A 24,903-nucleotide genomic window follows, 5' to 3' on the forward strand; every position below is an offset into this window, starting at 1 on the left:
CGGAGCGGCCCAAGGGTGTCGATCAGGCGCCTGAGATCTGGATCACCGGCACCAAGAGGCCAAGGTCACAGGCTTCGCCTCTGCTGTCGCTCCGGAACTCTGACCTAGCATCCGAGCATGACTGTCCTGCCCAATGACGGGCTCGCGCTGGCCGCCGAGTTCCCTTCCGCGACCCATGACCAGTGGCAGCTCCTGGTAGAAGGCGTGCTGCGTAAATCGGGTAAGGAGGTCTCGAGCGCGACAGCCGAAGCCGCGCTGTCCACCTCGCTCGAGGACGGGCTCGCCACCCGGCCCCTGTACACCGCGCAAGACACGGCCGCCGACCCCGGTTTCCCCGGATTCGCCCCCTTCGTCCGAGGAAGCCGGCCCGAGGGCAACACCGCCGGCGGCTGGGACGTACGGCAGCGACACACAGCGGCCGACAACGCCCTGGTGCTCGGTGACCTGGAGAACGGCGTCACCTCGCTGTGGCTCGCCGTCGGCGAGGCCGGCATTCCGGTCTCCTCGCTCGAAGGCGTCCTCGACGGCGTCTTCCTCGACCTGGCACCCGTCGTCCTCGACGCGGGACGTGATGTCGAAGCGGCGGCCCGTGAGTTGCTGCGGCTGTACGAGGAACGGGGCGTCGCTCCGAGTGCCATGCGCGGCAACCTCGGCGCGGACCCGCTCGGCCATGAAGCCCGTACGGGCGCGGCGATGGACTTCGCCCCGGTCGTCCCGCTCGCCCTGCGGTGTGCCGAGGAGTACCCCGGGCTGCGGGCGCTGACCGTGGACGCGCTGCCGTACCACGAGGCCGGCGGCTCGGCCGCGCAGGAACTGGGCGCCTCGCTGGCGACCGGTGTCGCTTATCTGCGGGAGCTGACCGAAGCGGGGCTGTCCGTCGAACAGGCCTGTGCCCAGCTCGAGTTCCGGTACGCCGCGACCGCCGACCAGTTCCTGACGATCGCCAAGCTGCGGGCGGCGCGCAGGCTGTGGGCGCGGGTCGCCGAGGTGTGCGGGGCGCCGGGCGCGGGTGCGCAGGTGCAGCACGCCGTGACCTCGCCGGTGATGATGTCGCGCCGCGACCCGTGGGTGAACATGCTGCGCACGACCATCGCGACGCTCGCGGCCGGGGTCGGCGGCGCCGACTCCGTCACCGTCCTGCCCTTCGACCACGAGCTCGGCCTGCCGGACGCCTTCGCGCGGCGCATCGCCCGCAACACGTCGACGATCCTCATCGAGGAGTCGCACCTGTCCCGGGTGATCGACCCCGCGGGCGGCTCCTGGTACGTGGAGAAGCTCACCGACGAACTCGCCCACGCGGGCTGGGAGTTCTTCCAGGGGATCGAGCAGAGCGGTGGCCAGGCCGCCGCACTTCGCTCGGGGCGTCTTGGCCAGGATCTGGCGAAGACCTGGGAGGCGCGCTCGGCGAAGCTCGCCAAGCGGCGCGAACCGATCACCGGCGTCAGCGAGTTCCCGAACCTGGCCGAGCGCCCGGTGGAGCGCCTGCCCGCTCCCGAGGCACCGTCCGGCGGTCTGCCGCGGGTACGGCGCGACGAGGCGTACGAGGCGCTGCGGGCCCGCTCCGACGCGCACCTCGCCGCAACCGGATCCCGTCCGCGGATCTACCTGGCCACGATCGGCCCCGCCGCCGCGCACACCGCACGGTCGACGTTCGTCGCGAACCTGTTCCAGGCCGGCGGCATCGAGCCGGTCACGGACGGCACGTTCGAGGACAGCGGCGCCACCGAGGCCTGCCTCTGCTCCAGCGACGCCCTGTACGAGGAGCAGGCCGCCAGCACGGCCGAAGCCCTCGCGGCGGCCGGCGCCCGGCATGTGTTCCTGGCGGGCCGCCCCGGGCAGTACGCCGGTGTGGACGCCTATGTCTTCGCGGGCTGCGACGCCGTCGCCGTCCTCTCCGCCACCCTCGACCGCATGGGAGTGTCCTGATGGGAATCCCCGACTTCTCCGGAATCGAACTGGGGACGCCCACCACCGAAGGCAGCGCCGACGAGTGGAGTGCCGCCGCAGAGAAGGCCACAGGCGGGAGCGAGGCGTTCTGGGAGACCCCGGAGGGCATCGCGGTCAAGCCGCTGTACACCGGCCGTGACACGGAAGGCCTGGACTTCCTGGACACGTACCCGGGCATGGCACCGTATCTGCGCGGTCCGTACCCGACGATGTACGTCAACCAGCCCTGGACGATCCGCCAGTACGCGGGCTTCTCCACGGCCGAGGAGTCCAACGCCTTCTACCGCCGCAACCTGGCGGCGGGCCAGAAGGGCCTGTCGATCGCCTTCGACCTGCCCACGCACCGCGGTTACGACAGCGACCACCCGCGCGTGACGGGCGACGTCGGCATGGCGGGTGTGGCCATCGACTCCATCTACGACATGCGGCAGCTCTTCGACGGCATCCCGCTGGACAAGATGACCGTGTCGATGACGATGAACGGCGCCGTGCTGCCCGTCCTCGCGCTGTACATCGTGGCGGCCGAGGAACAGGGCGTGCCGCCCGAGAAGCTGGCCGGAACCATTCAGAACGACATTCTGAAGGAGTTCATGGTCCGCAACACCTACATCTATCCGCCGAAGCCGTCGATGCGGATCATCTCCGACATCTTCGCGTACACCTCGCAGCGGATGCCGCGCTACAACTCCATCTCCATCTCCGGGTACCACATCCAGGAGGCGGGCGCGACGGCCGACCTGGAGCTGGCGTACACGCTCGCGGACGGCGTGGAGTACATCCGGGCGGGCCGCGAGGCGGGCCTGGACGTGGACGCGTTCGCGCCGCGGCTCTCGTTCTTCTGGGCGATCGGCATGAACTTCTTCATGGAGGTCGCCAAGCTGCGGGCGGCGCGCCTGCTGTGGGCGAAGCTGGTGAAGCAGTTCGACCCGCAGAACGCCAAGTCGCTGTCCCTGCGCACCCATTCGCAGACCTCCGGCTGGTCGCTGACCGCGCAGGACGTGTTCAACAACGTGACGCGTACGTGTGTGGAGGCCATGGCCGCCACCCAGGGCCACACCCAGTCGCTGCACACCAACGCCCTGGACGAGGCACTGGCGCTGCCGACCGACTTCTCCGCGCGGATCGCCCGCAACACGCAGCTGCTGCTCCAGCAGGAGTCCGGTACGAACCGGGTCATCGACCCGTGGGGCGGCAGCGCGTACATCGAGAAGCTGACGTACGACCTCGCCCGCCGGGCCTGGCAGCACATCGAGGAGGTCGAGGCCGCGGGCGGTATGGCGCAGGCCATCGACGCCGGCATCCCCAAGCTCCGGATCGAGGAGGCGGCGGCCCGCACCCAGGCCCGCATCGACTCCGGCCGCCAGCCGGTCATCGGCGTCAACAAGTACCGCGTGGAGACCGACGAGAAGATCGACGTCCTCAAGGTCGACAACTCCTCCGTACGCACGCAGCAGATCGAGAAGCTGCGGCGGCTGCGCGCGGAGCGCGACGAGCGGGCGTGCCAGGACGCGCTGGACGACCTGACGCGCGCGGCGGCCGGTGAGGGCAACCTGCTGGAGCTGGCGGTGCGCGCGGCCCGCGCGATGGCCACCGTCGGGGAGATCTCCGACGCCCTGGAGAAGGTGTACGGACGGCACGCGGGCCAGATCCGTACGATCTCCGGGGTGTACCGCAACGAAGCAGGGGAGTCCCCGTCCGTGGACCGCACCCGCACGCTGGTGGACGCGTTCGAGGAGGCCGAGGGCCGTCGCCCGCGCATCCTGGTCGCCAAGATGGGCCAGGACGGTCACGACCGCGGCCAGAAGGTGATCGCGACCGCGTTCGCCGACCTCGGCTTCGACGTCGACGTCGGCCCGCTGTTCCAGACGCCGGGCGAGGTCGCCCGCCAGGCGGTGGAGGCGGACGTGCACATCGTGGGCGTCTCGTCGCTGGCTGCCGGGCACCTCACCCTCGTACCGGCGCTGCGCGAGGAACTGGCGGCGGAGGGCCGCGAGGACATCATGATCGTGGTCGGCGGGGTGATCCCGCCGCAGGACGTGCCGACCCTGCTGGATATGGGCGCGGCGGCCGTGTTCCCGCCGGGGACGGTGATCCCGGACGCGGCGTACGACCTCGTCCAGCGGCTCTCTGCCGACCTCGGGCACGCCCTGTGATCGAACTCGACACCTATGTCAAGGGTGTACTCGGCGGGAAGCGGGCGCTCGTCGCCCGCGCCATCACGCTCGTCGAGTCCACCCGGCCCCAGCACCGGGCGCTGGCGCAGGAGTTGCTGACCGAGCTGCTCCCGCACAGCGGGAAGGCACGGCGGATCGGCATCAGCGGGGTGCCGGGCGTGGGCAAGTCGACGTTCATCGACGCGTTCGGCACCATGCTGACCTCGCTGGGGTACCGGGTCGCGGTGCTCGCCGTCGACCCGTCCTCCAGCCGTACCGGCGGCTCGATCCTCGGCGACAAGACCCGTATGGAGCGCCTCGCCGTGGACCCGGCGGCCTTCATCCGCCCCTCCCCCACCGCGGGCACGCTCGGCGGGGTGGCCAAGGCGACCCGCGAGTCGATCGTGGTGATGGAAGCCGCCGGCTACGACGTGGTGCTGGTGGAGACGGTCGGGGTGGGCCAGTCGGAGACCGCGGTCGCGAACATGGTGGACTCCTTCCTCCTGTTGACGCTGGCGCGCACCGGGGACCAGTTGCAGGGCATCAAGAAGGGTGTCCTGGAGCTGGCCGACGTGATCGCCGTCAACAAGGCGGACGGCCCGCACGCACGCGACGCCCAGTCCGCCGCGCGTGAACTGGCGGGCGCCCTGCGGCTGATGCACGGCAGGGACGCGGCCTGGACGCCTCCGGTGCTGAGTTGCAGCGCCCGCGAGTCGGCAGGTCTGGACACCGTCTGGGATCGCCTGGAACAGCACCGCACCCTTCTCGACTCGACCGGCCGTCTCGCCGCCAAGCGCCGTGACCAGCAGGTCGACTGGACGTGGACGATGGTCCGCGACGAACTCCTCGGCCGCCTGCACAACGATCAGGCCGTACGGGCCATCGCCCCCGACCTCGAACGGCAGGTACGGGAGGGCGGGTTGACGGCCACGCTCGCGGCGGAGCGCATTCTGAAGGTGTTCGGCGGCGAAGGCCGCTGAGCCGGCGGCTCGGGCGGAGGCAGGGCGAAGGCAGTTGAACCGCACGGGCGGTGACGGGGCGAAGGCAGTTGAACCGCACAGGCGGTGGCGGGGCGACGGCAGTTGAACCGCACGGGCGGTGACGGGGCGAAGGCAGTTGAACCGCACGGGCGGTGACGGGGCTCAGCCCGGTCACCGCCCGTGTTCGCGTTCACGGGTGATCGCTCCACCGTCACCCACAACCCTGTTGACGGCTCATCACTCCCCTTCCGTTCAGGCCGAGTTCGCGAGGCCGTTCAACCGGCCACCGGATGCGGGACGAAGGTGCTGGTGTCCCCATCCGCCGAGGCGGTCGGAGAGCCGCTCGATGTCCGCGCGCCTCCTCCTCGGCGACCCGGCGGATCGAGTCGAGCCACGCCGCACGTCATGAACACGGCGCGCCCGGCCGCCGTACTTCGTGGAACCGGAAGCCATCCGGTGCGCCCACGCTCCTTGACCCTCCGCCGTTTCCCACGCGGGGTCCTCAAGCCGGATGGGCGGTTACTGCCGAGCGAGGTGCAGACGGTGCCGAGACCCAGAGCGAGATCACCGCGGGCGCAGTACGTCAATACTCATGCCGCGCGCGTTCAGGATGCGTTCAGGTTGGCCTTGCCAAGGTTCAACAGTGATCAAATCCCCCACACACCGCAGGAGCACGCTTTTGATGACGAAATCCGTGATGAAGAAGCTGCCGGAGGTTACTCTGGCGTTCTGGATCATGAAGATCGCCGCGACGACCCTGGGTGAGACGGCGGGCGACCTGTTCGCCCAGACCCTCAAACTCGGCTACTTCGTGACCACGATCGCCCTGTTCCTGCTCTTCGTCGTGACGCTGGTCGTCCAGCTCAGGTCACGTCGGTACAACCCGTTCTTCTACTGGACCGTGATCCTGTCGACCAGCATGGCCGGCACCACGACGTCCGACTTCATGAACCGCGACGCCAGCGCCAAGTACCTCTCGGGCGGCGCCAAGTCTCTCGGCTGGGGGCCACAGGGCCTCGGTCTCGGCTATCCCGAAGGCGCCGCCATCCTGATCTCGATCCTCCTTGCGATCTTCCTCGCCTGGAGACTGAGCGGGATGACGTTCCAGATCCGAGACATCGTCACCTTCCGCGGCGAGGCGCTGTTCTGGTCGGCGATCCTCGTCTCCAACACGCTCGGTACGTCGATGGGGGACTTCCTCTCCGACAGCTCCGGCCTCGGCTACCTGGGCGGGGCGCTGCTCGTCACGGGACTTCTGGCGGTACTCGTCGCGCTGATGAAGGTTCCGGCGGCGTCGAACGTCCTGCTGTTCTGGATCGCCTTCGTCCTCACCCGCCCGCTGGGCGCCACGGCCGGTGACTTCCTCACCAAGCCGCTCGCCAAGGGCGGACTCGACCTCGGAACCGCCGGCTCGTCGGCCGTGCTGCTCGTCGTCCTGTTCGGCCTCATGGCCTACGCCCACATCCAGGAACGCCGCAGAGCCGAGCCCGGCCCGGAGGCGGAAGCGGTCCGGCAGGAAGCCGGCCGTCCGTGAGTCCGGCCGTGGGCATGTCTCCACAGCCCTAGGGACACCTGCCGATCCTGCAGGGTGATCCACCGGCACTCTGGCCGCCGATCTGCTCTCGGCCGGCGATCAGTTGCCCGCATTCCCGGACGGTCAGCGCGACAGCGCGACCGATTCGCGACGACCGAGCGTGATGTGGCGTGGCTGGGTATGTCTGCCCACTCGGGTCTCCACTCCTCGCCTCGGCGGTTCGGTCCCGTCGGTCGGTTCCGTGGCCGCCGGAAGGCACACGCCCCTGGCCCTGTGATGTCGGTGTCCGTGAAACGCGAGAGAGCCCCCCGGATGGTTCCGAGGGGCCCTCTTGTGTCCCGAAGGATTCAGTTCGCGGCCGGAACCGATCGCCCGGACGGGACCGTCGCGGGCCGGGGGTTGAGCATGCGCTCGGCCAACTCGCCGAAGACCAGGCCGAATCCGCCCCACAGGGTGGCCTGGATGGCCAGGGCGGAGAGCCTGAACCGCCACAGCAGGGTGGCCGGGAAGTCCCCGGGCACCTCGTTGATCACGGGCAGGAACTCGTAGGCCAGGCCGATCGCGACGGCGAAGGCGGCCACCGCGGCGACGGTGGCGTACCAGGTGCCCAGGCTGGGCGCGAGGCGCTTGCCGAGGATGGTGGCGCCGATCGCCAGGAGCACGCTGAGGACCATCATCAGGAAGTACAGCGTGGTCCGCTTGCCGATGGTGTCGGGGTCGCCGACCGACGGGGGATTGGCCGGGTACTTCAGGAACGGCACGACGTACACGGCGAGGAGCGCGGTCCCGGACAGCAGGAGCGCGGTCGCGCGCGGGCCGAAGCGGCCCACACGGCCGAGTGCGAAGCAGTAGGCGAGCGCGGCGATGCCGCCGAAGGAGATGCCGTAGATCAGGACACCGGTGGCGAGGCCGGCGGTGGACTGGAGGCTGCGGGAGACGAGTTCGACCTCGTGCCCGTGCGCGGGAGCGTGATGCTCCTCGAAGCCGATCGCGCTGTCGACGGTCGGTTCACCGAGCAAGTAGGCGACGACCAGGGCGAGTACACCGGCCGCGAGACCTGCGAGCATGCCTCGCACGAGCAGGTTTCTTACCGTTGCGGAGTTCATGGGCGTGTGTCGTCCCTCGCGTCAGTGGCAGGGGAAACCGAGCAGGTGGCGGGCGTCGTGCACCCACTCGTGGACGTCCTCGCCGGAGACGACGGAGGTGGCGCCCTGTTCGGCGCCGACGAAGTACAGCAGGACCAGCATCAGGATGCCGAAGAAGACCGCCCAGGGAGCTATCGCCTTCAGCGGCAGCGTGGCGGGAAGTGCGGGGGTGGTGGCTGTCGGCTGAGCGACGGTCTGCGCCATGGCAGGACCTCCTCGGGAGTTCGCGTCCCATCTCGGTGGTGCACAGGATGACGCCTACGGGTCTGACTCACGCGGCGCCCAGCGTGGCTGGGGCGTCTCGCTCACAGTGGCGCGACCGTGCCGGATTTCCACCGGCTTCCGTCTTGACGTCATCAATATCGGACCGACCGTACCGCGTGGTGACTACCTGGCCAAGACCGCGCCACGTGGGGTGATCTTCCTCTCGTCCCAGGTGGCGGGTCCTCTGTGAACGGCGGGTCACCGGTGCCGTTTCGGACGATGCCCGAAGAAGTGCCGGGTGGCTCCCCCGCGTTCGGCCGTGGGCGACGTACGAGGTTCGACGTTCGCGTCGTACAACTCGGCTGTCCGCGGGCGGAGTTCGGTGCGCACTCGGCCCGCGGGACGGGTTCCGCGGGCCGAGTGCCCGGGTCGGGTGAAGGCGCCGCGCCCGCTCGCCGGCCTCAGTCCCTCTGGATCGCCGTGCCCGGGTCGGCGAGCCCGAGTTCACGCTCGCCGAGGGAGACGAAGAAGCGCTCGACGTCGGCGTCGGTGACTTCGGCGAGGGTGGCCGGGGACCAGTGCGGGTCGCGGTCCTTGTCGACGATCTGGGCTCGGATGCCCTCGACCAGGTCGGGGGCGGAGAGGGCGGCGCAGGAGACGCGGTACTCCTGGTCCAGAACGCGCTCCAGCGAACCGAGCCGCCGGGCGCGACGCAGGGCGGCCAGCGTGACCTTCAACGCGGTGGGCGAGTTGCCGAGGAGGATCTCCGCCGTCTCCTTCGCCGCCGGATCGCCGACCGCGAGCAGTCGCTGGATGATCTCCTCGACCGTGTCGGCCGCATAGCAGGCGTCGATCCACTCCCGCCGCTCCGCGAGCTCGGCCGCAGGCGACGGCTGCACATGACGGGCCAGAGCCTCTTGTACCGGGAGAGCCGCGAGGTCGGAAACGAACTGCCGGAGCGACGAGGACGGCAGGTAGTGGTCGGCGAGGCCGCACAACAGAGCGTCGCCTGCGCCGATCGAGGCACCCGTCAGGGCGAGATGGGTGCCCAGTTCACCCGGGGCGCGGGCGAGCAGATGGGTGCCGCCGACGTCGGGGACGAAGCCGATTCCGGTCTCGGGCATGGCGATGCGTGAGCGCTCGGTGACGACCCGGACGCTGCCGTGCGCGGAGAGGCCGACGCCGCCGCCCATGACGATGCCGTCCATGACCGCGACGTACGGCTTGGGGTAGCGGGCGATGCGGGCGTTGAGGTGGTACTCGTCGCGCCAGAACGCGGCGGACGCGGTTCCGTCCCCGTCGCGCGCGTCGTCGTGGACGACGCGGATGTCGCCACCCGCGCACAGTCCGCGTTCTCCGGCGCCGGTGATGACCACCGTCTCGACGGCCGGGTCGTGTTCCCAGACTGCGAGGGCTTGGTCGATCAGGCGCACCATCGCGTGGTTCAGGGCGTTCAGGGCCTTCGGCCGGTTGAGGGTGAGGTGGGCGGCCCGTCCGCCGGTGTTCAGCAGGACGGCTTCCTCGGCGCCGGGTGCCTCGGTGCCGTTCATCCGAGAGCCTCCGTCAGGCCCAGGGCCACGATGACGCGCATGATCTCGTTGGTTCCTTCCGGGGGCCGGCGAATTTCGCAGGTCACGACGATCTTTTCGCTACGGTACCCACCGAGCGTCGTGGCCCCCGCGCGGGTGCGGAGTGCGCCCCCGAGCGGGTGCGGAGTGCGGTACGCCACCGGGTACCCCGGGTCGGTGGCGAGCCGCTTCGCCGTGACGCGCGGCCGAACGGCCTGGCCCGTCAGGCTTCCTCCCCCGGTCCTTCCTCCCCCGGCCGCAGCACGTACAGCTGAGGCAGGTTGACCACGATCGCCTCCTGGGTGCTGCGGGCGATGACGACGACGGCCTCGTCGGAGGGGTCCGGGTTCTCCTCGCGGTGCGGCACGAACGGCGGCACGAAGATGTAGTCACCGGGTGAGGTGCGCAGACGTACTTCCTCGGGCTGTGCACCCGAGTCGTCGAGGAAGACGAACTCGGGGTGTCCGCTCACCACATAGATGGCGGTCTCGGACGCTCCGTGGTGGTGGTCCGACGAGGCGGTGGAGGGGGCGACGTGGGTCTGGCCCATCCACAGCTTCTCGGACCCGACGGTGGTGCCGCTGACGGCGGCGAATCTGCGCATGCCTCCGCTCTGCGCCGTGTCGCCGTCGAGAGCGTCGGCGCGGATGTGGTGCAGGCGGGTGCGCAGGGGGCGTTCGGACTGCCCTTCGGCATCCGGGAGATGGGGGTGGAAACCTTCGCCGGGGGTGGTCAACGGCTCGCTCATGGTTGGGGACGCTAGAGCGGCCCGGAAAAGGATGTCAAGAGGTGTCCATTGCCCTTCACCTGCGGCAATGTTCCCGCAATGTATGCGGGGAAGCTGTGGAAGCCCTGTCGGCGGACAGCGTGTCGGGCATCATGAGCGCATGCATATCTCCGCGAAGGCGGACTACGCCACCCGGGCCCTGCTGGAGCTCGCCCGCGAACCCGCCCGCCCGCTCACTTGCGAAGCCATAGCCTCCTCGCAGCACGTCCCGTTCCGGTTTCTGAAGTCGGTGGTGGGCGAGTTGCGCCGGGCCGGCCTGGTGCGCAGCCAGCGGGGCTGCGAGGGCGGGTACTGGCTGGGCCGGCCCGCCGACCAGATCACGCTGCTGGACGTCGTACGCGCCGTGGACGGCGAGTTGATCACCCTGCGGGGCGAGCCGCTGGCCGGGCTCGACTACCCGGGTCCCGCCTCCGGGCTGCCGGGGGTGTGGCGTCGTATCGAGGCGGATGCCGCGGCGGTTCTGGGCGGGACGACCCTTGCCACGCTGCTGCCCGCCGAGGCGGCCGAACAGTTGCACCGGAAGGGAGCCGCGTGACCCGCCCGCCGGACCGGCCCGCGGTGGAGGTGGAGGTGGAGGTGGTGGAGTACACCGATCCGCTGTGTCCCTGGGCCTGGGGATCGGAGCCGGTGTTCCGCCGGCTCCGCGCCGCGCTGGGGGGCCGGGTCCACTGGCGCCGCACGTACTGCGTCCTCTTCGACCACGACGACGACCCGCCGCCCGATCCGGCGGCGGAGACCGCCTGGTACACGCGCTACGTCGAGGACATCAGCGCCCACACACGGGCGCCGCGGGCACGACGGCTGAGCCGGGTCGCGGCGAGTTCATGGCCGTCCTCGCTGGTCGCCAAGGCCGCCGAGCGGCAGGGCGACGAGGTGGCCGAACGGGTGCTGCGGCGGCTGCGGGAGAGTGTCTTCGTGCTCGGGGAGCCGGCTGACACCGTGGCGCTGGCCGAGTCCGCGGTACGGGGTGTACCCGGCCTCGACCGTGAACTGCTGGCCGCCGTACTGGAAGCGGTGCGCGCCGACCGTGCCGAGGCGCGCCGACCGGTCCCCGAGGTGCTCTCGGTGCGCGGCGGGTCGCCTCATCCCGGCGCCGCCAAGGAGACCGCCGACGGCGCGTACCGCTACGCGCTGCCGACCCTGCTGGTCCGCGCTCCCGCGGGGTGTCGTGTCGTACCCGGCTGGCGGCCGTACGAGGAGTACGCGTCGGCGATCGAGGAGTTGAGCCCCGGGCTGCCGACGGAACCCGTGAGGCCGGCCGCCTCGGATGCCCTCGCGCGGTACCGCAGCCTGACCGACCCGGAGCGCGAGCTGCTGACCGACGGTCCGTGGCCTCCCCCGGACGCCGTGCGCGTCGAGACCGGCAACGGCCCCTTGTGGCTGCATCCGGAGGAGGCCGCCGTGCACCCGGCCGGTGGCCGAGGCGCTCCTGCCGTGCCCTGACGGGTTTCTGAGCAGTGGTCAGGGCGTGGGCGGTGGCCGCTGTGCCCGTGTCCTGCCGAGACCGGCTCCTGAGCAGTTGCGGGGCGTTGCCGGTGGCGGTGCTCCCGCCCTTCCCCGGCGGCCCGCTGACCAGCCGTCAGGTCCGTCCCGCCCAATGAGACACCAATTGGTGTCCATTGACAGCCGCCGAGAACCGGCCCCAGGATGTGCACCATGCTCACGACGCACCCCGGCGTGGTGTGCCGCTACGTGGACCTGCGGCGCACCTGCAGCGCTCTCTGTCGCTGACCGCCCGCCAACCGCGGCCCCCAGGCGCCTGACGCCCGCCCCTCCGGCACCGGCCATGCACCGTTCCGCCGCCCGGCCCCCGTCATCGCGCGCCGCCCTCTCAGCGTTTCGTCGCCTCCGCCCCCTTCACCTCCCGGCTCTCCCCGCGATCCGCCGCCTCCTGCCCTGAGCGCGGCATGCCCACGTGCGCATCGAAGCCCACGCGGGCATGCCCGTCCCCGGCCTGCGCGGCGTCCGTCGGCGGGGCGTTCCGCCCTTGCTCTCCTTCCGCCGCCCCGGCGCGGGCGGGAGCCTTCGCAGAAAGAAAACCGATGCCCGGACGCCTCACGCTCCGCACCCACACCGCTACCTTCCGTTCCGACCGGCTGCGCGCCGCCGCCCTGGGGACCGCCCTTGCCACCGTGCTCGTCCCCGCGCTCGGTGCCTGCGGCGGCGAGGCCTCGTCGGCCACCGGCGGTGCCGCACTCAAGTGGACCTCCTCCTACTTCCCCGCCCACTGGGACCCGGTCGTCAGCGGCAGCTCGGCCCAGTTCCGTGAACTCGCCCTGGTGTACGCCTCGTTGACGCGCACGGACGAGAACGGAAAAGCCGTCCCCGACCTGGCCAAGAGCTGGGAGTACAACGCCAAGGGTGATGTGATCACCTTCCATCTGCGCCCCCACCTGAAGTTCAGCGACGGTGCGCCCGTCGACGCCGCCGCCGTGAAGGCAGCGATCGAACGGGCCCAGAAGCAGAAGAACTCGGCTCTCTTCGGCGACCTGACCTCGATCAAGTCGGTGGACGCCCAGGGCCTGGACGCGGTGATCCACCTCAGCCAGGTCGACTACCAGATCCCCCAACTGCTCGGCGAGCGCGTCCTGCAGATCGCCAGCCCCAAGGCGGCCGCCTCCCCCGAGAAGCTGGACCAGAGCCCGGTCGGCGCCGGCCCGTTCACCGTCACGCAGCTCGTCCCGGGCACCAAGGCCGTCCTCAAGAAGAACCCGGACTACTGGGACGCCAAGAACATCCACATCGACGACGTCGAACTGACCTCCGCCCCCGACGCCTCCACCGTGGTCTCCGGCCTCCAGACCGGCGTCTACAACTTCGCGGACATAGCGCCCAGTCAGGCCGACGCCGCCAAGAAGGCCGGACTCGACGTCTTCGTGCAGCCCGGCTTCAACGCCGCCAACCTCAGCCTCAACACCAACAAGGCGCCGTTCGACAACGACAAGGTCGTCGACGCAGTCCGCTACGCGATCAACCGTCAGGAGTTCGTCGACAAGCTGACCTTCGGCTACGGCTCCGTGACCAACCAGCCCTTCCCCAAGGGGTACGTAGCCTTCGACCCGCAGTCGGCGAACGCATACGCCTACGACCCGGCCAAGGCGAAGAAGCTGCTGGGCGAGGCCGGTTACAAGGCGGGCGGCCTCAAGCTCAACCTGGTCATCCCGGCCGAGGACCCCCAAGCCGAGATCGTCCAGGCTCAGTTGGCGAAGGTCGGCATCACCGTCACCATCAAGATCGACAAGAACTGGGCCACGCCGTTCTTCGCCAAGGACCTGACGTTCTCGCTGTACGGCACCACCGGGCGCGACTCCGCGGCGCAGACCCTCACCGCGCACTTCGGCCCGAACGGCCCGCTCAACCTCAGCTCACCCTATGAGCCGTCCGGTTTCGAGGCCGCCATCGCCAAGGTCCGCGAGACCCCGCTGGACTCGCCCGACTACGCGAAGGTCCTCCAGGCGGCGACCCGGGCCGGTCTGGAGAGCAAGGCCCTGGTCTTCACGTACTCCTCGCCCAACCTCATCGCCAAGAGCAAGTCCATCTCCGCCCTGCCGAAGAACCCGGCCCACATCGACTGGACCGGCGTGACCATCGCCGGCTCCAGCTGACACTCCGCCCACGACAGAGAGGGGGCAACCCATGACAACGACGGAGGCACCGGCCCCACCCGACGTCCGTCTCACGGCCGTCGCGGTCAGGACACGGCACACCCTGGGCCGCGTCCTGGCCGCCCTCGCCCGGTCGGTCGCGATCTTCGTGCCCGTCTTCCTGGTCGCGACGTTCGTGACGTTCGCACTGCGGTCACTGAGCGGGCTCAGCCCGGCGCGCATCCAGCTGGGCGAGGAAGCGACTCCCGAAGCGGTCGCCCGCGTCGAGGCCCACTGGGGCCTCGACCGGCCCTTCCTCGTCCAGTACGGGGACTGGTTCGGCGGCGTCCTGCACGGACAACTCGGCGCGAGCTGGACCAACGGCGCCGACATCTCCACCCTGATCGGCCTCGGCCTCGGTGTCAGCCTGTCGGTGGCGACCTTCGCGCTGCTCATCGGCGTGGTCGCGGGCTTCGCCCTCGGTACGGTCGCGGCACTGCGCCGCACCACCTGGGTCGACCGCGCGATCACGGGCTTCGTCACGGTGATCTCGGTGATGCCGGCCTTCGTCGTCGGCATCGTGCTGGTCGCGGTCTTCGCCGTGGGACTGCACCTGTTCCCCTCCGCCGGATACGTTCCGGCGGAGCAGGGGTTCGGGCCGTGGCTCGCCCACATCACCCTCCCCGCGGTCGCGTTGAGCTTCGACGTCGTCGCCGATGTCGCCCGGCAGCTGCGCGGCAGCCTCGTCGGGGCCTACCGCGAGAACTATGTGACGGGCGCGGTGGTGCGCGGGCTGAGCCCGCGCAGGATCTTCTTCGGCCATGTGCTGCGCAACGGCCTCGGGCCCGCGCTCGCCACCCTCGGCCTGAAGTTCCCCGCGCTGGTCGGTGCCTCCGTCGTCACGGAATGGATCTTCGGCCTCCAGGGCTTCGGACGGTTCGCCAACGACTCCGCGCAGGCCGGAGACGTACCGGCCGTGCAGGGCGTCCTCGTGGTGTCGATCGTGCTGGTCGTCGCCTTCAACCTGCTCGTCAACCTGGTGCTGGCGCGCGTCACGCCGGCCTCGCAGCGGGGGGTGTGACCATGGTGCGCCGCGTCCTCACCCTCACCTCCGGCCGGATCGCCCTGGCCGTCCTCACCGCGATCGCCGTGCTCGCCCTGTTCGGGCCGCTGCTCGCTCCGCAGAACCCCCTCGCCACCAGCGACCACCCGCTCGCCGCCGCCTCCGGCGCCCACTGGCTGGGGACCGACTATCTCGGCCGTGATGTGCTGAACCGGCTCCTCGACGGCTCCCGCGTCAGCGTCCTCGGCTCGCTGGAGGTCGCGTTCACGGCCCTGGCCATCGGCGCCGTCCCCGGCATCCTGTCGGTCCACCTCGGCCGGGTCTTCGAATGGGTCACCCTCCGGCTCGCCGACACCCTGGTCGCCCTGCCGTTCCTGCTGTTCGCCGTCGCCGTCATCGCGCTGCTGGGCAACGGTCTCACCCAGGCGATGCTGGTCACGGGCGCGTTGGTGTCCCCGCTGTTCTACCGCGTGGCCCGCGCGGCCACCCTCGCCGTGGCCCGCTCGCCGTACGTGGAGGCCGCGATCGTCTCGGGCGCCTCGATCGGCTGGATCGTACGCCGTCACGTCTGGGCCAAGGTGCTCCCGCCGATCGCGGTCGCGCTCGCCCAGACCGTCGGCGTCGGCTTCGTGATCGTGTCGAGCCTGACCTTCCTCGGGATCGGCGTCCAGCCTCCCGCGCCCACCTGGGGCGGTCTGCTCGCCTCCGATCTGGGCTATCTCAGCCACCAGCCCTGGGCACCGCTCACCCCCGCCCTGCTGATCATGGTCACCGTCTGGGCCTGCAACCTCCTCGCCGACGCGATCCGCGACGTCTCCGGCGAGGCGGGCCGCGCACTGGTCAACAGCCGCAGGGCCCGCGCCAACCGCCGCCGCGAGGCCGACCTCGACCCCGCTCCCGCTCCCGCAGGAGGTGTGCGATGACCACCCTGTCCGAGAAGCTCCTCGCCGAGGCCGAGGCCGAGGCCGAGGAGATCGAGGAGACCACCGAGATCGGTTCCGCACGGCAGCCCGCCGAACCGCCGTCCCCGGTGCTGGCCGTACGCGATGTGCGCATCGGCGACCGGGCCGCCGACCGGGAGATCGTCCACGGCGTGAGTTTCGCGCTCACACCCGGCAGAGCGGTCGGCATCGTCGGCGAGTCCGGCAGCGGCAAGACCCTCACCTGCCGTGCCGCGCTGGGGATCCTGCCCGCCCACTTCGAGATCACCGGCGGCTCGGTGGAGATCGACGGCAGTGACATCGCCGGCCTGTCGCCCGCTCAGTGGACGGCTCTGCGGGGCGCCACGATCAGCGCGGTCTTCCAGGACCCGGCGTCCTATCTCAACCCCTCGATCCGCGTGGGGGTCCAGATCGCCGAGGTCGTCCGGGTCAAGACGGGACTGAAGCGGCGCGCGGCACACCGCCGGGCGATCGAACTGCTGCGAGCCGTCCACCTGCGGGACCCGGAACTCGTCCACGCCCAGTACCCGCACGAGCTGTCCGGCGGCATGCTCCAGCGGGTCCTCATCGCCGTGGCGATCGCCGCCGGCCCCCGGATCCTCATCGCGGACGAGGCCACCACCGCGCTCGACGTCACCGTCCAGGCCGAGATCCTCGACCTGCTTGACGACCTGCGCGAGCGGACCGGACTGGCCCTCGTCGTGGTCTCCCACGACCTGGCCGTCGTCGCCCAGCTGTGCGACGAGGTCCTCGTCATGCGCCGGGGCGAGGTGGTCGAACAGGGCCCGACCAGGGACGTACTCCACCATCCGCGGCACGAGTACACCCGGCTGCTCATTGCCGAACACGAGCAGTACGGCCTGGAGAAGTTCCTCGCGCCCGATCCCGAGGGGGACTAATGAGCACCGACGCCGTGGCCACCGAACCGTCCGCGCGAACCACCACCGGGGAGCCGACGGAACCCGTCCTGGAGGTCAAGGACCTCGAAGTGCACTACGGAACGCTTCGGCGACGCCGACCCGCGCTGCGCGGCGTCTCGCTCAGCGTCGCGCCGGGCGAAACCGTCGGCGTCATCGGCGAGACGGGTTCGGGCAAGTCCACCCTCGCTCGGGCCGTGCTCGGGCTGGTGCGCGCCTCGGCGGGGTCCGTCGTCGTCGACGGTGAGGACGTCAGCACCTACGGCGGGCGCCAGTGGCGGGCCCTGCGGCGCCGCGGTGTGATCCAGTACGTCTTCCAGGACCCGCTGCGCAGCCTCGACCCGGACCTCACCATCGAGGCCTCCCTGGCCGAACCGCTGCTCGTCCGGGGTGTGTCCCGCGACGAGGCGGCACGCAGGGTCCGCGCGTTCCTCGCCCGTGTCCACCTCACCGAGGACCTGCTCGACCGGCTGCCGGGTGAGCTCTCCGGCGGGCAGCGCCAACGCGTGGCAGTGGCACGGGCGTTGGTCACCGAACCCCGGCTGGTCATCCTCGACGAGCCGGTCAGCGCCCTGGACTCCGCCAACCGCGTCCAGATCCTGCGGATCCTCGAGGAACTCCGCGACGACGGTGCGGCCCTCGTCTTCATCTCCCACGACCTCGGTTCCGTCGCCGGGATCGCCGACCGCATCGCCGTGCTGTACCAGGGCGAGCTGGTCGAGGCGGGTACCGCCCGCGATGTCATCACCCGGCCCCGGCACGCGTACACGCGCCTGCTCGTCCGTTCCGCGCCCACCCTGCACTCCGCATCCGCCGACCGGGCCGAACGCGCGGCTCTGCGCGCCCTCTTGAACGCCTGAACGCTTGAAAACCCCACGAGAGACAGGAAGAACAGCCATGCCCCGCACGATCCATCTCGCCCTCCACCCCTACGGCGTCGGCGGTCCCGGCCAGCACGGCCTGTGGAAGGACCCGCGCGTAGCGAAGAACGCGAGCATCGACATCGACTACTACATCCGGCTGGCCAAGGCGGCCGAACACGCCCTGTTCGACGCGCTGTTCATCGTCGACAGCCAGTTCATCAACGCCACCTACCCGGCGCACTACCTCAACCGCCTCGAACCGCTGACCCTGTTGTCCGCGGTCGCCACCCACACCCGGCACATCGGCCTGGTCGGCACGGCGAGTTCGACGTACAACTCGCCGTTCAACCTGGCCCGCCGGTTCGCCTCCCTCGACCACATCAGCGGCGGCCGGGCCGGCTGGAACGTCGTCACCAGCTTCGACACCGGCACATCCCGGAACTTCGGACTCGACGAACACCTCGACTACACGGCCCGGTACGGCCGCGCCCTGGAGTTCGTCCGGGTCGCCCGGGGCCTGTGGGACTCCTACGAGGACGACGCCTTCCCGGCCGACGTGGACCGGGGCGTCTTCCTCGACCCGGCCAAGCTGCACCCGCTCGACCACGACGGCGAGCACTTCAAGGTGGCGGGACCGTTGAACCTCTCCCGCTCCCAGCAGGGCCAGCCCGTCATCTTCCAGGCCGGGGTGTCCGAGGAGGGCCGCGACCTCGCCGCGCAGGTCGCCGAGGGCATCTACGCGCCGGGCGGCACCCTGCAGCAGGCGCAGGAGTACTACGCCGACATCAAGAAGCGCACCGCTTCCTACGGACGCGACCCCGAGCACATCAAGATCTTCATCCACGGAAGCCCGGTCGTCGCCGCCACCGACGAGGCGGCCCGGCGCCGCGAGCGGGAGATCTTCGAGGAGGACAACGACTTCGACCGCAACCTCGCCCTGCTCGGCCGCTCCTTCGGCGCCTACGACTTCAGCGTGCACGACCTGGACGCGCCGTTCCCCGACGTCGCGCACCTCGCCGAGAAGGGCGGACGCACCGGCGCGGCGGCCCTCATCGAGCGCGCCCGGACCGAGAAGTTGACGTTGCGTCAAGTCGCCGAGTCCGTCAATCAGTTCCGCGGCTCACCGTTCGTCGGGGCGCCGGGGACCGTGGCCGACACCATCGAGAAGTGGTTCGACGCCGGCACCTTCGACGGCATCAACCTGGCTTTCCGTACCGAGGACGAACTGAACCTCTTCGTCGACGGTGTCGTCCCGATCCTCCAGAAGCGCGGACTGTTCCGTACCGAGTACGCGGCCGACACCCTGCGCGGCAACCTCGGCCTGCCCGTCCCGGCCAACCGCCACATCCGCGAGCCCCAGCTCGTGAACGACTGAGGTCCGCGCGCCGACCGACCGGTCGAGCACACCCTCGCCGCGCGGCCCCGCGCACCGGCCGGCTCACCCCGGAACCGGCCGGTGCGGCGGCCCGACACCGAAAGGCCGACACCTCATGACGAGCGAGCGACCACGCTTCCGGCTCGGCTTCCTCACCCATGTCCAGGGACGGGACCAGGACATCGCCCGTACCTACCGCAACGCGCAGGAACTGTTCGCCGTGGCCGACGAACTCGGCTTCGACGTCGGCTGGGTCGCCCAGCACCACGTCTCCCTCGGGGGCGGCGGGCTGTCCTCGCCCTGGACCTTCCTCGCCCACGCGGCGGCGCGGACCACCCGGATCCGGCTGGGCACCGCCGTCACCGTCCTCCCGCTGGAGGACCCGGTCCGCCTCGCCGAGGACATCGCCACCGTCGACACCCTCAGCGGTGGCCGCGTGGAGATCGGCGTGGGCAGCGGATCGAGCGGCGTGGAGTACGCCGCCTTCGGCAAGGACGCCGACCGCAAGCGCGAACTGACCAACGAGAACCTCGACGTCCTGCGCCGGGCCCTGGCCCACGATGACGTGGGCACACCCGACTTCCGCATCCAGCCCCGCCCCGGCGACTTCGGCCGCCGCGTCTGGCAGGGCGTGTTCAGCGCGCGGGGAGCCGAGTATGCCGCGAGCCGCGGCTCGAACCTGCTGCTCAACCGGGCGGCCTACGGGTTCGACGCCCCCACCGACGAGGTGCAGCGCCCCTGGGCCGACGCCTTCCTCGCCGCCTGGGACCGGCCGCACCGCCCGCGCATCGGCCTGTCCCGCTTCATCTTTCCGGCCAGGGACCGGCGTACGGCGGTCAGCGCGATCGGCGACGACGTGCACCGGGCGGCGCTGCGCATGGCGGAGAACGGCGCGTTCCCCGAAGGTCTCGACGCGGACGAGGCGCTGCGCCGCTTCCACACGTTCTACGGCCATCCCGACGACGTCGTCGAAGCGCTGCGGCAGGAGAAGGTCCTGCCCGTCGCGACCGACCTGATCGCCCAGTTCAACCCCGCCGTCCCCGACCACGACGCCGCCGTCCGTGCCCTCGAACTCATCGCGACCGAGGTGGCACCCGCGCTGGGCTGGAAGCCCGCGCACACGGCCGAGCCCGCATCCGCAGGAGTATGAGATGACCCAGTACAGCGACCATCACGGCCCCGAAGGCCTCCGTGTCCGCGGCACGATCCTCGTGGTTCCCGGCCGCGGCGAGACCCGGGCGACGTACGCCCGCCTCGGCGGACGGCTCGCCGCCGACGCCTACCGCGTCCGGGTGATCGACGCCCCGACCCTCGACGCCGAGGACCCGACGGCGGCCCTGGCCGATCTGGCCGCCCGGCTCGCCGAAGCGGTCGAGGACACCGCGTCCGAGGACGGTGTCGTGCGGCCGGTCGTCCTCGTCGGGGCGGACTCGGGGGCCGTCGCGCTCGCCGCGCTCCTCGGCCGGGCGAAGACTCCGGCCGCCTGGCAGCCGGACGCCCTCGTCCTCGCCGGCCTCCCCGGACCGTCCGCCGAAACAGGTTCCGCCGTCGGCACCTGGGACCAGGAGCTCGACGTCCGCACCTCCTGCCCCGCCCACCGGGGCAACCTCACCCAGGACCCCCAAGTACGGCGCGGGGCGCTCAACGACGCTCTGCCGGACTCCGTGCTCGGCGCGGCCTACGACAGTGAGGCAGCCGTTCCCACCCTGCTGCTCGTCGGCGACTCCGATCCGCTCGCCGACCACGAGGCACTCGCCCGGGTGGCCAAGTCACTGCCCCTGGCCCGCCTTTCGGTCGTGCACGGCGCCCACCACGACGTCCTCAACGACCTCCAGCACCGCTCGGTGGCGGCCGAGGTCGTCACGTTCCTCGAAACCCTCCGCAACGAACTGCGGCCGCTGATCACGGTCCGGTCGAGCGCCTGGTGAAGGCCCATCGTCCGGGCGTCGCCGCCGGACGTCGGGCGCCGCCGTCGGCCGCCGCCCCATCCGAAGGCGACGCCCGGACGGCCGGAGTACCACCGTCCGCACGGCCCACGCCCGGAGTGTCCCGGGTGCCCAGAGCGCCGCGTGCTCCGCGTGCCGCCGTGACACCTCCGCCAAGGGCCCCCGCTCCAGCTCCGTTCGCCGCACACCCACGTCACGCAACCGAATCCCGACCCGGAAGGTCCGCCATGGCCACGATCGTGTCCGTCTCCGGAAGCCCCTCCCCCACATCCCGCACCACACGTCTCCTGCGACACCTGGACGACCGGCTCCGCCTCCAGGGGCACGAGGTGACCCCGTTGGAGGTGCGCACCCTTCCCGCCCACGCACTGCTCGGGGCCGACTTCCGGCATCCGGCGATCGTCGAGGCCGCTGCCCTGTTCGAGCGGGCGGACGGGGTGGTGATCGGCACGCCGGTGTACAAGGCGGCCTATTCGGGCCTGCTGAAGTCGCTCCTCGATCTGCTCCCGCAGTACGCGCTGACCGGCAAGACGGTGCTGCCGCTCGCGACGGGCGGCAGTACGGCCCATGTTCTCGCCATCGACTACGCGTTGCGTCCGGTGCTGAGTTCCATGGGCGCGTCGCACATCGTGCCCGGCTGGTTCACGCTCGACAAGGACGTCACCGTCGGCGAGGACGGCTCACCGGTCATCGCACCCGCCACCGCCCAGGCCCTGGCGCAGGTGACGGACCACTTCTCCGCAGCGCTGGGAGGCCGTACGAACGCACTCGCGTCCACCGGCTGAGGACTTCCGGCGCCACGTCCCTGAACGCGTCCGCGCCCGCTGTCCGGGGGCGGTGGGGAGGCGAGACCTCTGTCGTACGCTCCGCGTGGTGGCGGCGCGGGCGGACGCTCGCGGGGCCGACCCGAGTCGTCGAGGAGCGGCCTGCGCGACCTCGGGCGACGACCATGCTCAGCGCCGGGCCAGGGCACGACCGACGTCAGGGCGGGGCCGCTTCGACAGGCGTCCGGGGTCTGAGCTGTGCGTCAATTCCGCGGCCCGGCGTTCATGCTGGTGCGCCGTGACCATATGTGGTTACCTGGCTCCACGACCGTGCTCGTGACCCGCCGCCACGTCGACTACGTGCGTGTCACCACCACGGGTTGTCGCACCGTGAGCTGACACCTCGCTCCGGTAACCGATCACCCTTCTCCTCCCCTCTTTCCGCGCCGTACCCCTTGCTGCCCGCTGCCCTTTCCGGAAGCGGCTCGCAGCTCGTGGTTCCGCGGTGCCTCCACCGACGCCACAGCCGGCGCACCCCGAGCACCCCCTGCGCCTCCGCACACCGCACAAGGGAGAACCATGAGCCAGCCCATCGACTCCGTGACCGCGGGCCACACCCCCGACGACGAGCCCGCGGGTCCCGACACCTCGGCCTGGTCGTTCGAGACCAAGCAGATCCACGCCGGTGCCGTGCCCGACCCGACGACCGGGGCGCGGGCGGTGCCGATCTACCAGACCAGCTCGTTCGTCTTCCGCGACACCCAGCACGCGGCGGACCTGTTCTCACTGGCCGAGCCGGGCAACATCTACACCCGCATCCACAACCCCACCCAGGACGTGTTCGAGCAACGCATCGCGGCGCTGGAGGGCGGAGTCGCGGCCGTCGCGCTCGCCTCGGGCCAAGCGGCGGAGACGCTCGCCATCCTGACGCTGGCGTCCGCCGGGGACCACATCGTGTCGAGCACGTCCCTGTACGGCGGCACGTACAACCTCCTTCGCCACACGCTCCCCCGGTTCGGCATCGAGGTGTCGTTCGTCGACGACCCGGACGACGCCGAAGCCTGGCGTGCCGCGATCAGGCCGAACACCAAGGCGCTGTTCGCGGAGACGCTCGGCAATCCGCGCGGCAACGTGCTCGACGTACGGGCCGTGGCCGACGTCGCGCACGCGTCGGGCGTGCCGCTGATCGTCGACAACACCGTCCCGACCCCGTATCTGCTGCGGCCCATCGAGCACGGGGCCGACATCGTCGTCCACTCGGCGACCAAGTTCCTCGGCGGACACGGCACCACCATCGCCGGTGTCGTCGTCGACGGCGGCACCTTCGACTTCGGCGCGAACGCCGAACGCTTCCCCGGCTTCACCGAGCCGGACCCGAGCTACCACGGCCTCCAATACTGGCCGGCGCTCGGCCCGGGTGCCTTCGCGGTCAAGCTCCGGGTGCAATTGCTGCGGGACCTCGGCCCGGCGCTGTCGCCGCACTCCGCCTTCCTGCTGCTCCAGGGGGTGGAGACGCTCAGCCTGCGCATCGAACGGCACTCCGCCAACGCTCAGGCCCTGGCCGAGTGGCTGGAGCAGCGCGACGAGGTCGCCGCCGTCCACTACCCGGGCCTCACGTCCAACCGGTGGTACGCGGCGGGGCAACGCTATCTTCCGCGCGGCGCGGGGGCGGTCCTCGCGTTCGAGCTGCGGGACGGCGTCGAGGCCGGAAAGAGGTTCGTGGACGCGGTCGAGCTGTTCAGTCATCTCGCCAACATCGGGGACGTACGCAGCCTGTTCATCCACCCGGCTTCGACGACCCACAGTCAGCTGGACGAGGCGCAGTTGACGGCGACCGGCACCTCGCCCGGTCTGGTGCGGCTGTCGGTGGGCATCGAGAACCTCGCCGATCTCAAGGCGGACCTGGAGGCCGGCTTCCGCGCGGCGAAGGGCGCGTCCTGAACACCGTACTCACACCGTCCGCGGTCCCCTTCCCGCCGGCCTCCGGAGGCTGGCGGGAGGGGGACCCGCCCGGACACCGGCAGTGGCATCTCCAGGACAAGTCGCTGCCCCTGGAGGCGGGCGGTGAACTGCCCGGTGTGCGGCTGGCGTTCGAGACCTGGGGACGGCTCTCACCGGACGGCTCCAACGCCGTGCTGGTGCTGCACGCGCTCACCGGCGACAGCCACGTCGCCGGACCGGCCGGGCCCGGCCACCCGACGCCCGGCTGGTGGGACGGTCTGATCGGGGCCGGACTCGCCCTGGACCCGCACCGCTGGTTCGTCGTCGCACCGAACGTACTCGGCGGCTGCCAGGGCAGCACCGGTCCGTCCTCACCCCGCCCCGACGGTCCGGCCTGGGGCAGTTCCTTCCCGTTTCTGACCCAGCGCGACCAGGTGGCGGCGGAGGCCGGCCTGGCCGATGCGCTGGGCATCGGCCGATGGGCCTTGGTGATCGGCGGTTCCATGGGCGGCATGCGCGCCCTGGAATGGGCGGTTTCGTATCCGGAGCGCACGGACGCGCTCCTGCTGCTGGCCACCTCGGCGGCGGCGAGCGCCGAGCAGATCGCCTGGGCCGACATACAGGCGCAGGCGATCCGCGGCGACCCGAACTGGCGGGGCGGCGACTACCACGACGCCGCCCCCGGCAACGGACCGCACGCGGGGCTGGGCCAGGCCCGCCGCCTCGCCCACGTCACCTATCGCAGCGAGCCCGAGCTGGCGGTCCGCTTCGGCCGTGCGCCACAGGGCACGGAGGACCCGTGGGACGGCGGCCGCTATCAGGTGCGGTCCTACCTCGACCACCATGCCGCCAAGCTGGTGCGGCGATTCGACGCCGGCAGCTATGTAACGCTGTCGCAGGCCATGAACAGTCATGACGTCGGGCGCGGCCGGGGCGGCACACGCTCCGCCCTGGGCCGGGTGACAGCGCGGACGCTCGTCGCCGGAGTCGACTCCGATCGTCTCTATCCGACCTCCCAGCAGGCCGAGTTGGCCGCCGGCATCCCCACGGCGGACCACCTTCGGGTCATCGAGTCTCCGTACGGACACGACGGCTTCCTCATCGAGGTGGAACAAGTCGCCGCACTGGTAAGTGAATTGATCGGCTAGGACTGCTGGGCGCCCGCCCCGGCGGCCCAGCGTCCCGAGCGGC

21 protein-coding genes and 1 riboswitch are annotated in these 24,903 nt (G+C 71.0%); of the genes, 17 read left to right on the top strand and 4 right to left on the bottom strand.

Features of this window, described 5'->3' with window-relative positions:
• Positions 1-117: 117 nt before the first annotated feature.
• The 4 genes from ACFYR3_RS15770 (at position 118) to ACFYR3_RS15785 (ending at position 6,614) form a co-directional block, all read left to right on the top strand.
• The gene (locus ACFYR3_RS15770) at positions 118-1,926 is read left to right on the top strand and encodes a methylmalonyl-CoA mutase family protein (protein ID WP_389283372.1); all 1,809 of its coding nucleotides are present in this window, start codon (positions 118-120) and stop codon (positions 1,924-1,926) included.
• The gene (gene scpA, locus ACFYR3_RS15775) at positions 1,926-4,100 is read left to right on the top strand and encodes a methylmalonyl-CoA mutase (RefSeq protein ID WP_389283374.1); all 2,175 of its coding nucleotides are present in this window, start codon (positions 1,926-1,928) and stop codon (positions 4,098-4,100) included. Before ACFYR3_RS15770 ends, scpA begins: the two co-directional genes overlap by 1 nt.
• On the top strand, positions 4,097-5,080 hold the full coding sequence (meaB, locus tag ACFYR3_RS15780; RefSeq protein ID WP_389283376.1) for a methylmalonyl Co-A mutase-associated GTPase MeaB: 984 nt from the start codon (positions 4,097-4,099) through the stop codon (positions 5,078-5,080). Before scpA ends, meaB begins: the two co-directional genes overlap by 4 nt.
• Positions 5,081-5,762: 682 nt before the next feature.
• Positions 5,763-6,614 carry a hypothetical protein gene (locus ACFYR3_RS15785; protein ID WP_389283378.1) on the top strand — a complete coding sequence of 284 codons (852 nt, stop codon included), beginning with the start codon at positions 5,763-5,765 and terminating at the stop codon, positions 6,612-6,614.
• A 347-nt stretch (positions 6,615-6,961) separates the two neighbouring features.
• Here ACFYR3_RS15785 and ACFYR3_RS15790 read toward each other — a convergent pair whose 3' ends face one another.
• From ACFYR3_RS15790 to ACFYR3_RS15805, 4 genes are all read right to left on the bottom strand, one after another.
• Positions 6,962-7,720, bottom strand: a complete 759-nt coding sequence (locus ACFYR3_RS15790) for a CbtA family protein (protein ID WP_389283380.1) — start codon at positions 7,718-7,720, stop codon at positions 6,962-6,964.
• 21 nt (positions 7,721-7,741) lie between these two features.
• Complete coding sequence (locus ACFYR3_RS15795) at positions 7,742-7,963, bottom strand: CbtB-domain containing protein (RefSeq protein WP_355841773.1); 222 nt, start codon at positions 7,961-7,963, stop codon at positions 7,742-7,744.
• Between the two features lie 40 nt (positions 7,964-8,003).
• Positions 8,004-8,150: riboswitch (cobalamin riboswitch) on the bottom strand.
• Between the two features lie 274 nt (positions 8,151-8,424).
• Positions 8,425-9,513 (bottom strand): enoyl-CoA hydratase/isomerase family protein, encoded by a 1,089-nt coding sequence (locus ACFYR3_RS15800; protein ID WP_355841776.1) that lies wholly within the window; start codon positions 9,511-9,513, stop codon positions 8,425-8,427.
• A gap of 241 nt (positions 9,514-9,754) precedes the next feature.
• The gene (locus ACFYR3_RS15805) at positions 9,755-10,279 is read right to left on the bottom strand and encodes a cupin domain-containing protein (RefSeq protein ID WP_355841779.1); all 525 of its coding nucleotides are present in this window, start codon (positions 10,277-10,279) and stop codon (positions 9,755-9,757) included.
• A 139-nt stretch (positions 10,280-10,418) separates the two neighbouring features.
• Between ACFYR3_RS15805 and ACFYR3_RS15810 the strand changes: the two genes are divergently transcribed.
• The 13 genes from ACFYR3_RS15810 (at position 10,419) to ACFYR3_RS15870 (ending at position 24,860) form a co-directional block, all read left to right on the top strand.
• A complete protein-coding gene (locus ACFYR3_RS15810; protein ID WP_355841782.1) occupies positions 10,419-10,853 on the top strand; it encodes an Rrf2 family transcriptional regulator in 435 nt (144 codons plus the stop codon).
• Positions 10,850-11,761 carry a DsbA family protein gene (locus ACFYR3_RS15815; protein ID WP_389283383.1) on the top strand — a complete coding sequence of 304 codons (912 nt, stop codon included), beginning with the start codon at positions 10,850-10,852 and terminating at the stop codon, positions 11,759-11,761. Before ACFYR3_RS15810 ends, ACFYR3_RS15815 begins: the two co-directional genes overlap by 4 nt.
• A 599-nt stretch (positions 11,762-12,360) precedes the next feature.
• Positions 12,361-13,923, top strand: a complete 1,563-nt coding sequence (locus tag ACFYR3_RS15820; RefSeq protein WP_389283385.1) for an ABC transporter substrate-binding protein — start codon at positions 12,361-12,363, stop codon at positions 13,921-13,923.
• A gap of 31 nt (positions 13,924-13,954) precedes the next feature.
• On the top strand, positions 13,955-14,983 hold the full coding sequence (locus ACFYR3_RS15825) for an ABC transporter permease (RefSeq protein ID WP_389283387.1): 1,029 nt from the start codon (positions 13,955-13,957) through the stop codon (positions 14,981-14,983).
• A 2-nt stretch (positions 14,984-14,985) separates the two neighbouring features.
• Complete coding sequence (locus ACFYR3_RS15830; RefSeq protein WP_389283389.1) at positions 14,986-15,888, top strand: ABC transporter permease; 903 nt, start codon at positions 14,986-14,988, stop codon at positions 15,886-15,888.
• Positions 15,885-16,805, top strand: coding sequence for an ABC transporter ATP-binding protein (locus ACFYR3_RS15835; protein WP_389283391.1), 921 nt, complete (start codon positions 15,885-15,887; stop codon positions 16,803-16,805). The genes ACFYR3_RS15830 and ACFYR3_RS15835 overlap by 4 nt, the downstream gene beginning before the upstream one ends.
• Positions 16,805-17,683, top strand: coding sequence for an ABC transporter ATP-binding protein (locus ACFYR3_RS15840; protein WP_389283393.1), 879 nt, complete (start codon positions 16,805-16,807; stop codon positions 17,681-17,683). The genes ACFYR3_RS15835 and ACFYR3_RS15840 overlap by 1 nt, the downstream gene beginning before the upstream one ends.
• A 37-nt stretch (positions 17,684-17,720) precedes the next feature.
• Positions 17,721-19,061, top strand: a complete 1,341-nt coding sequence (locus ACFYR3_RS15845; protein WP_389283395.1) for an LLM class flavin-dependent oxidoreductase — start codon at positions 17,721-17,723, stop codon at positions 19,059-19,061.
• Positions 19,062-19,176: 115 nt separating this feature from the next.
• On the top strand, positions 19,177-20,211 hold the full coding sequence (locus ACFYR3_RS15850) for an LLM class flavin-dependent oxidoreductase (protein ID WP_389283397.1): 1,035 nt from the start codon (positions 19,177-19,179) through the stop codon (positions 20,209-20,211).
• A 1-nt stretch (position 20,212) separates the two neighbouring features.
• The gene (locus ACFYR3_RS15855; protein ID WP_389283399.1) at positions 20,213-20,989 is read left to right on the top strand and encodes an alpha/beta hydrolase; all 777 of its coding nucleotides are present in this window, start codon (positions 20,213-20,215) and stop codon (positions 20,987-20,989) included.
• Positions 20,990-21,234: 245 nt separating this feature from the next.
• Entirely contained in the window at positions 21,235-21,792 is a 558-nt protein-coding gene (ssuE, locus tag ACFYR3_RS15860; protein ID WP_389283403.1) for an NADPH-dependent FMN reductase, read from the top strand.
• 558 nt (positions 21,793-22,350) lie between these two features.
• Positions 22,351-23,712 carry a bifunctional o-acetylhomoserine/o-acetylserine sulfhydrylase gene (locus ACFYR3_RS15865; protein WP_389283405.1) on the top strand — a complete coding sequence of 454 codons (1,362 nt, stop codon included), beginning with the start codon at positions 22,351-22,353 and terminating at the stop codon, positions 23,710-23,712.
• A complete protein-coding gene (locus ACFYR3_RS15870; RefSeq protein WP_389283589.1) occupies positions 23,709-24,860 on the top strand; it encodes a homoserine O-acetyltransferase in 1,152 nt (383 codons plus the stop codon). Before ACFYR3_RS15865 ends, ACFYR3_RS15870 begins: the two co-directional genes overlap by 4 nt.
• Positions 24,861-24,903: the final 43 nt, after the last annotated feature.

Origin of the sequence: Streptomyces sp. NPDC005784, from assembly GCF_042871525.1 — a bacterium.
Lineage (GTDB): Bacteria > Actinomycetota > Actinomycetes > Streptomycetales > Streptomycetaceae > Streptomyces.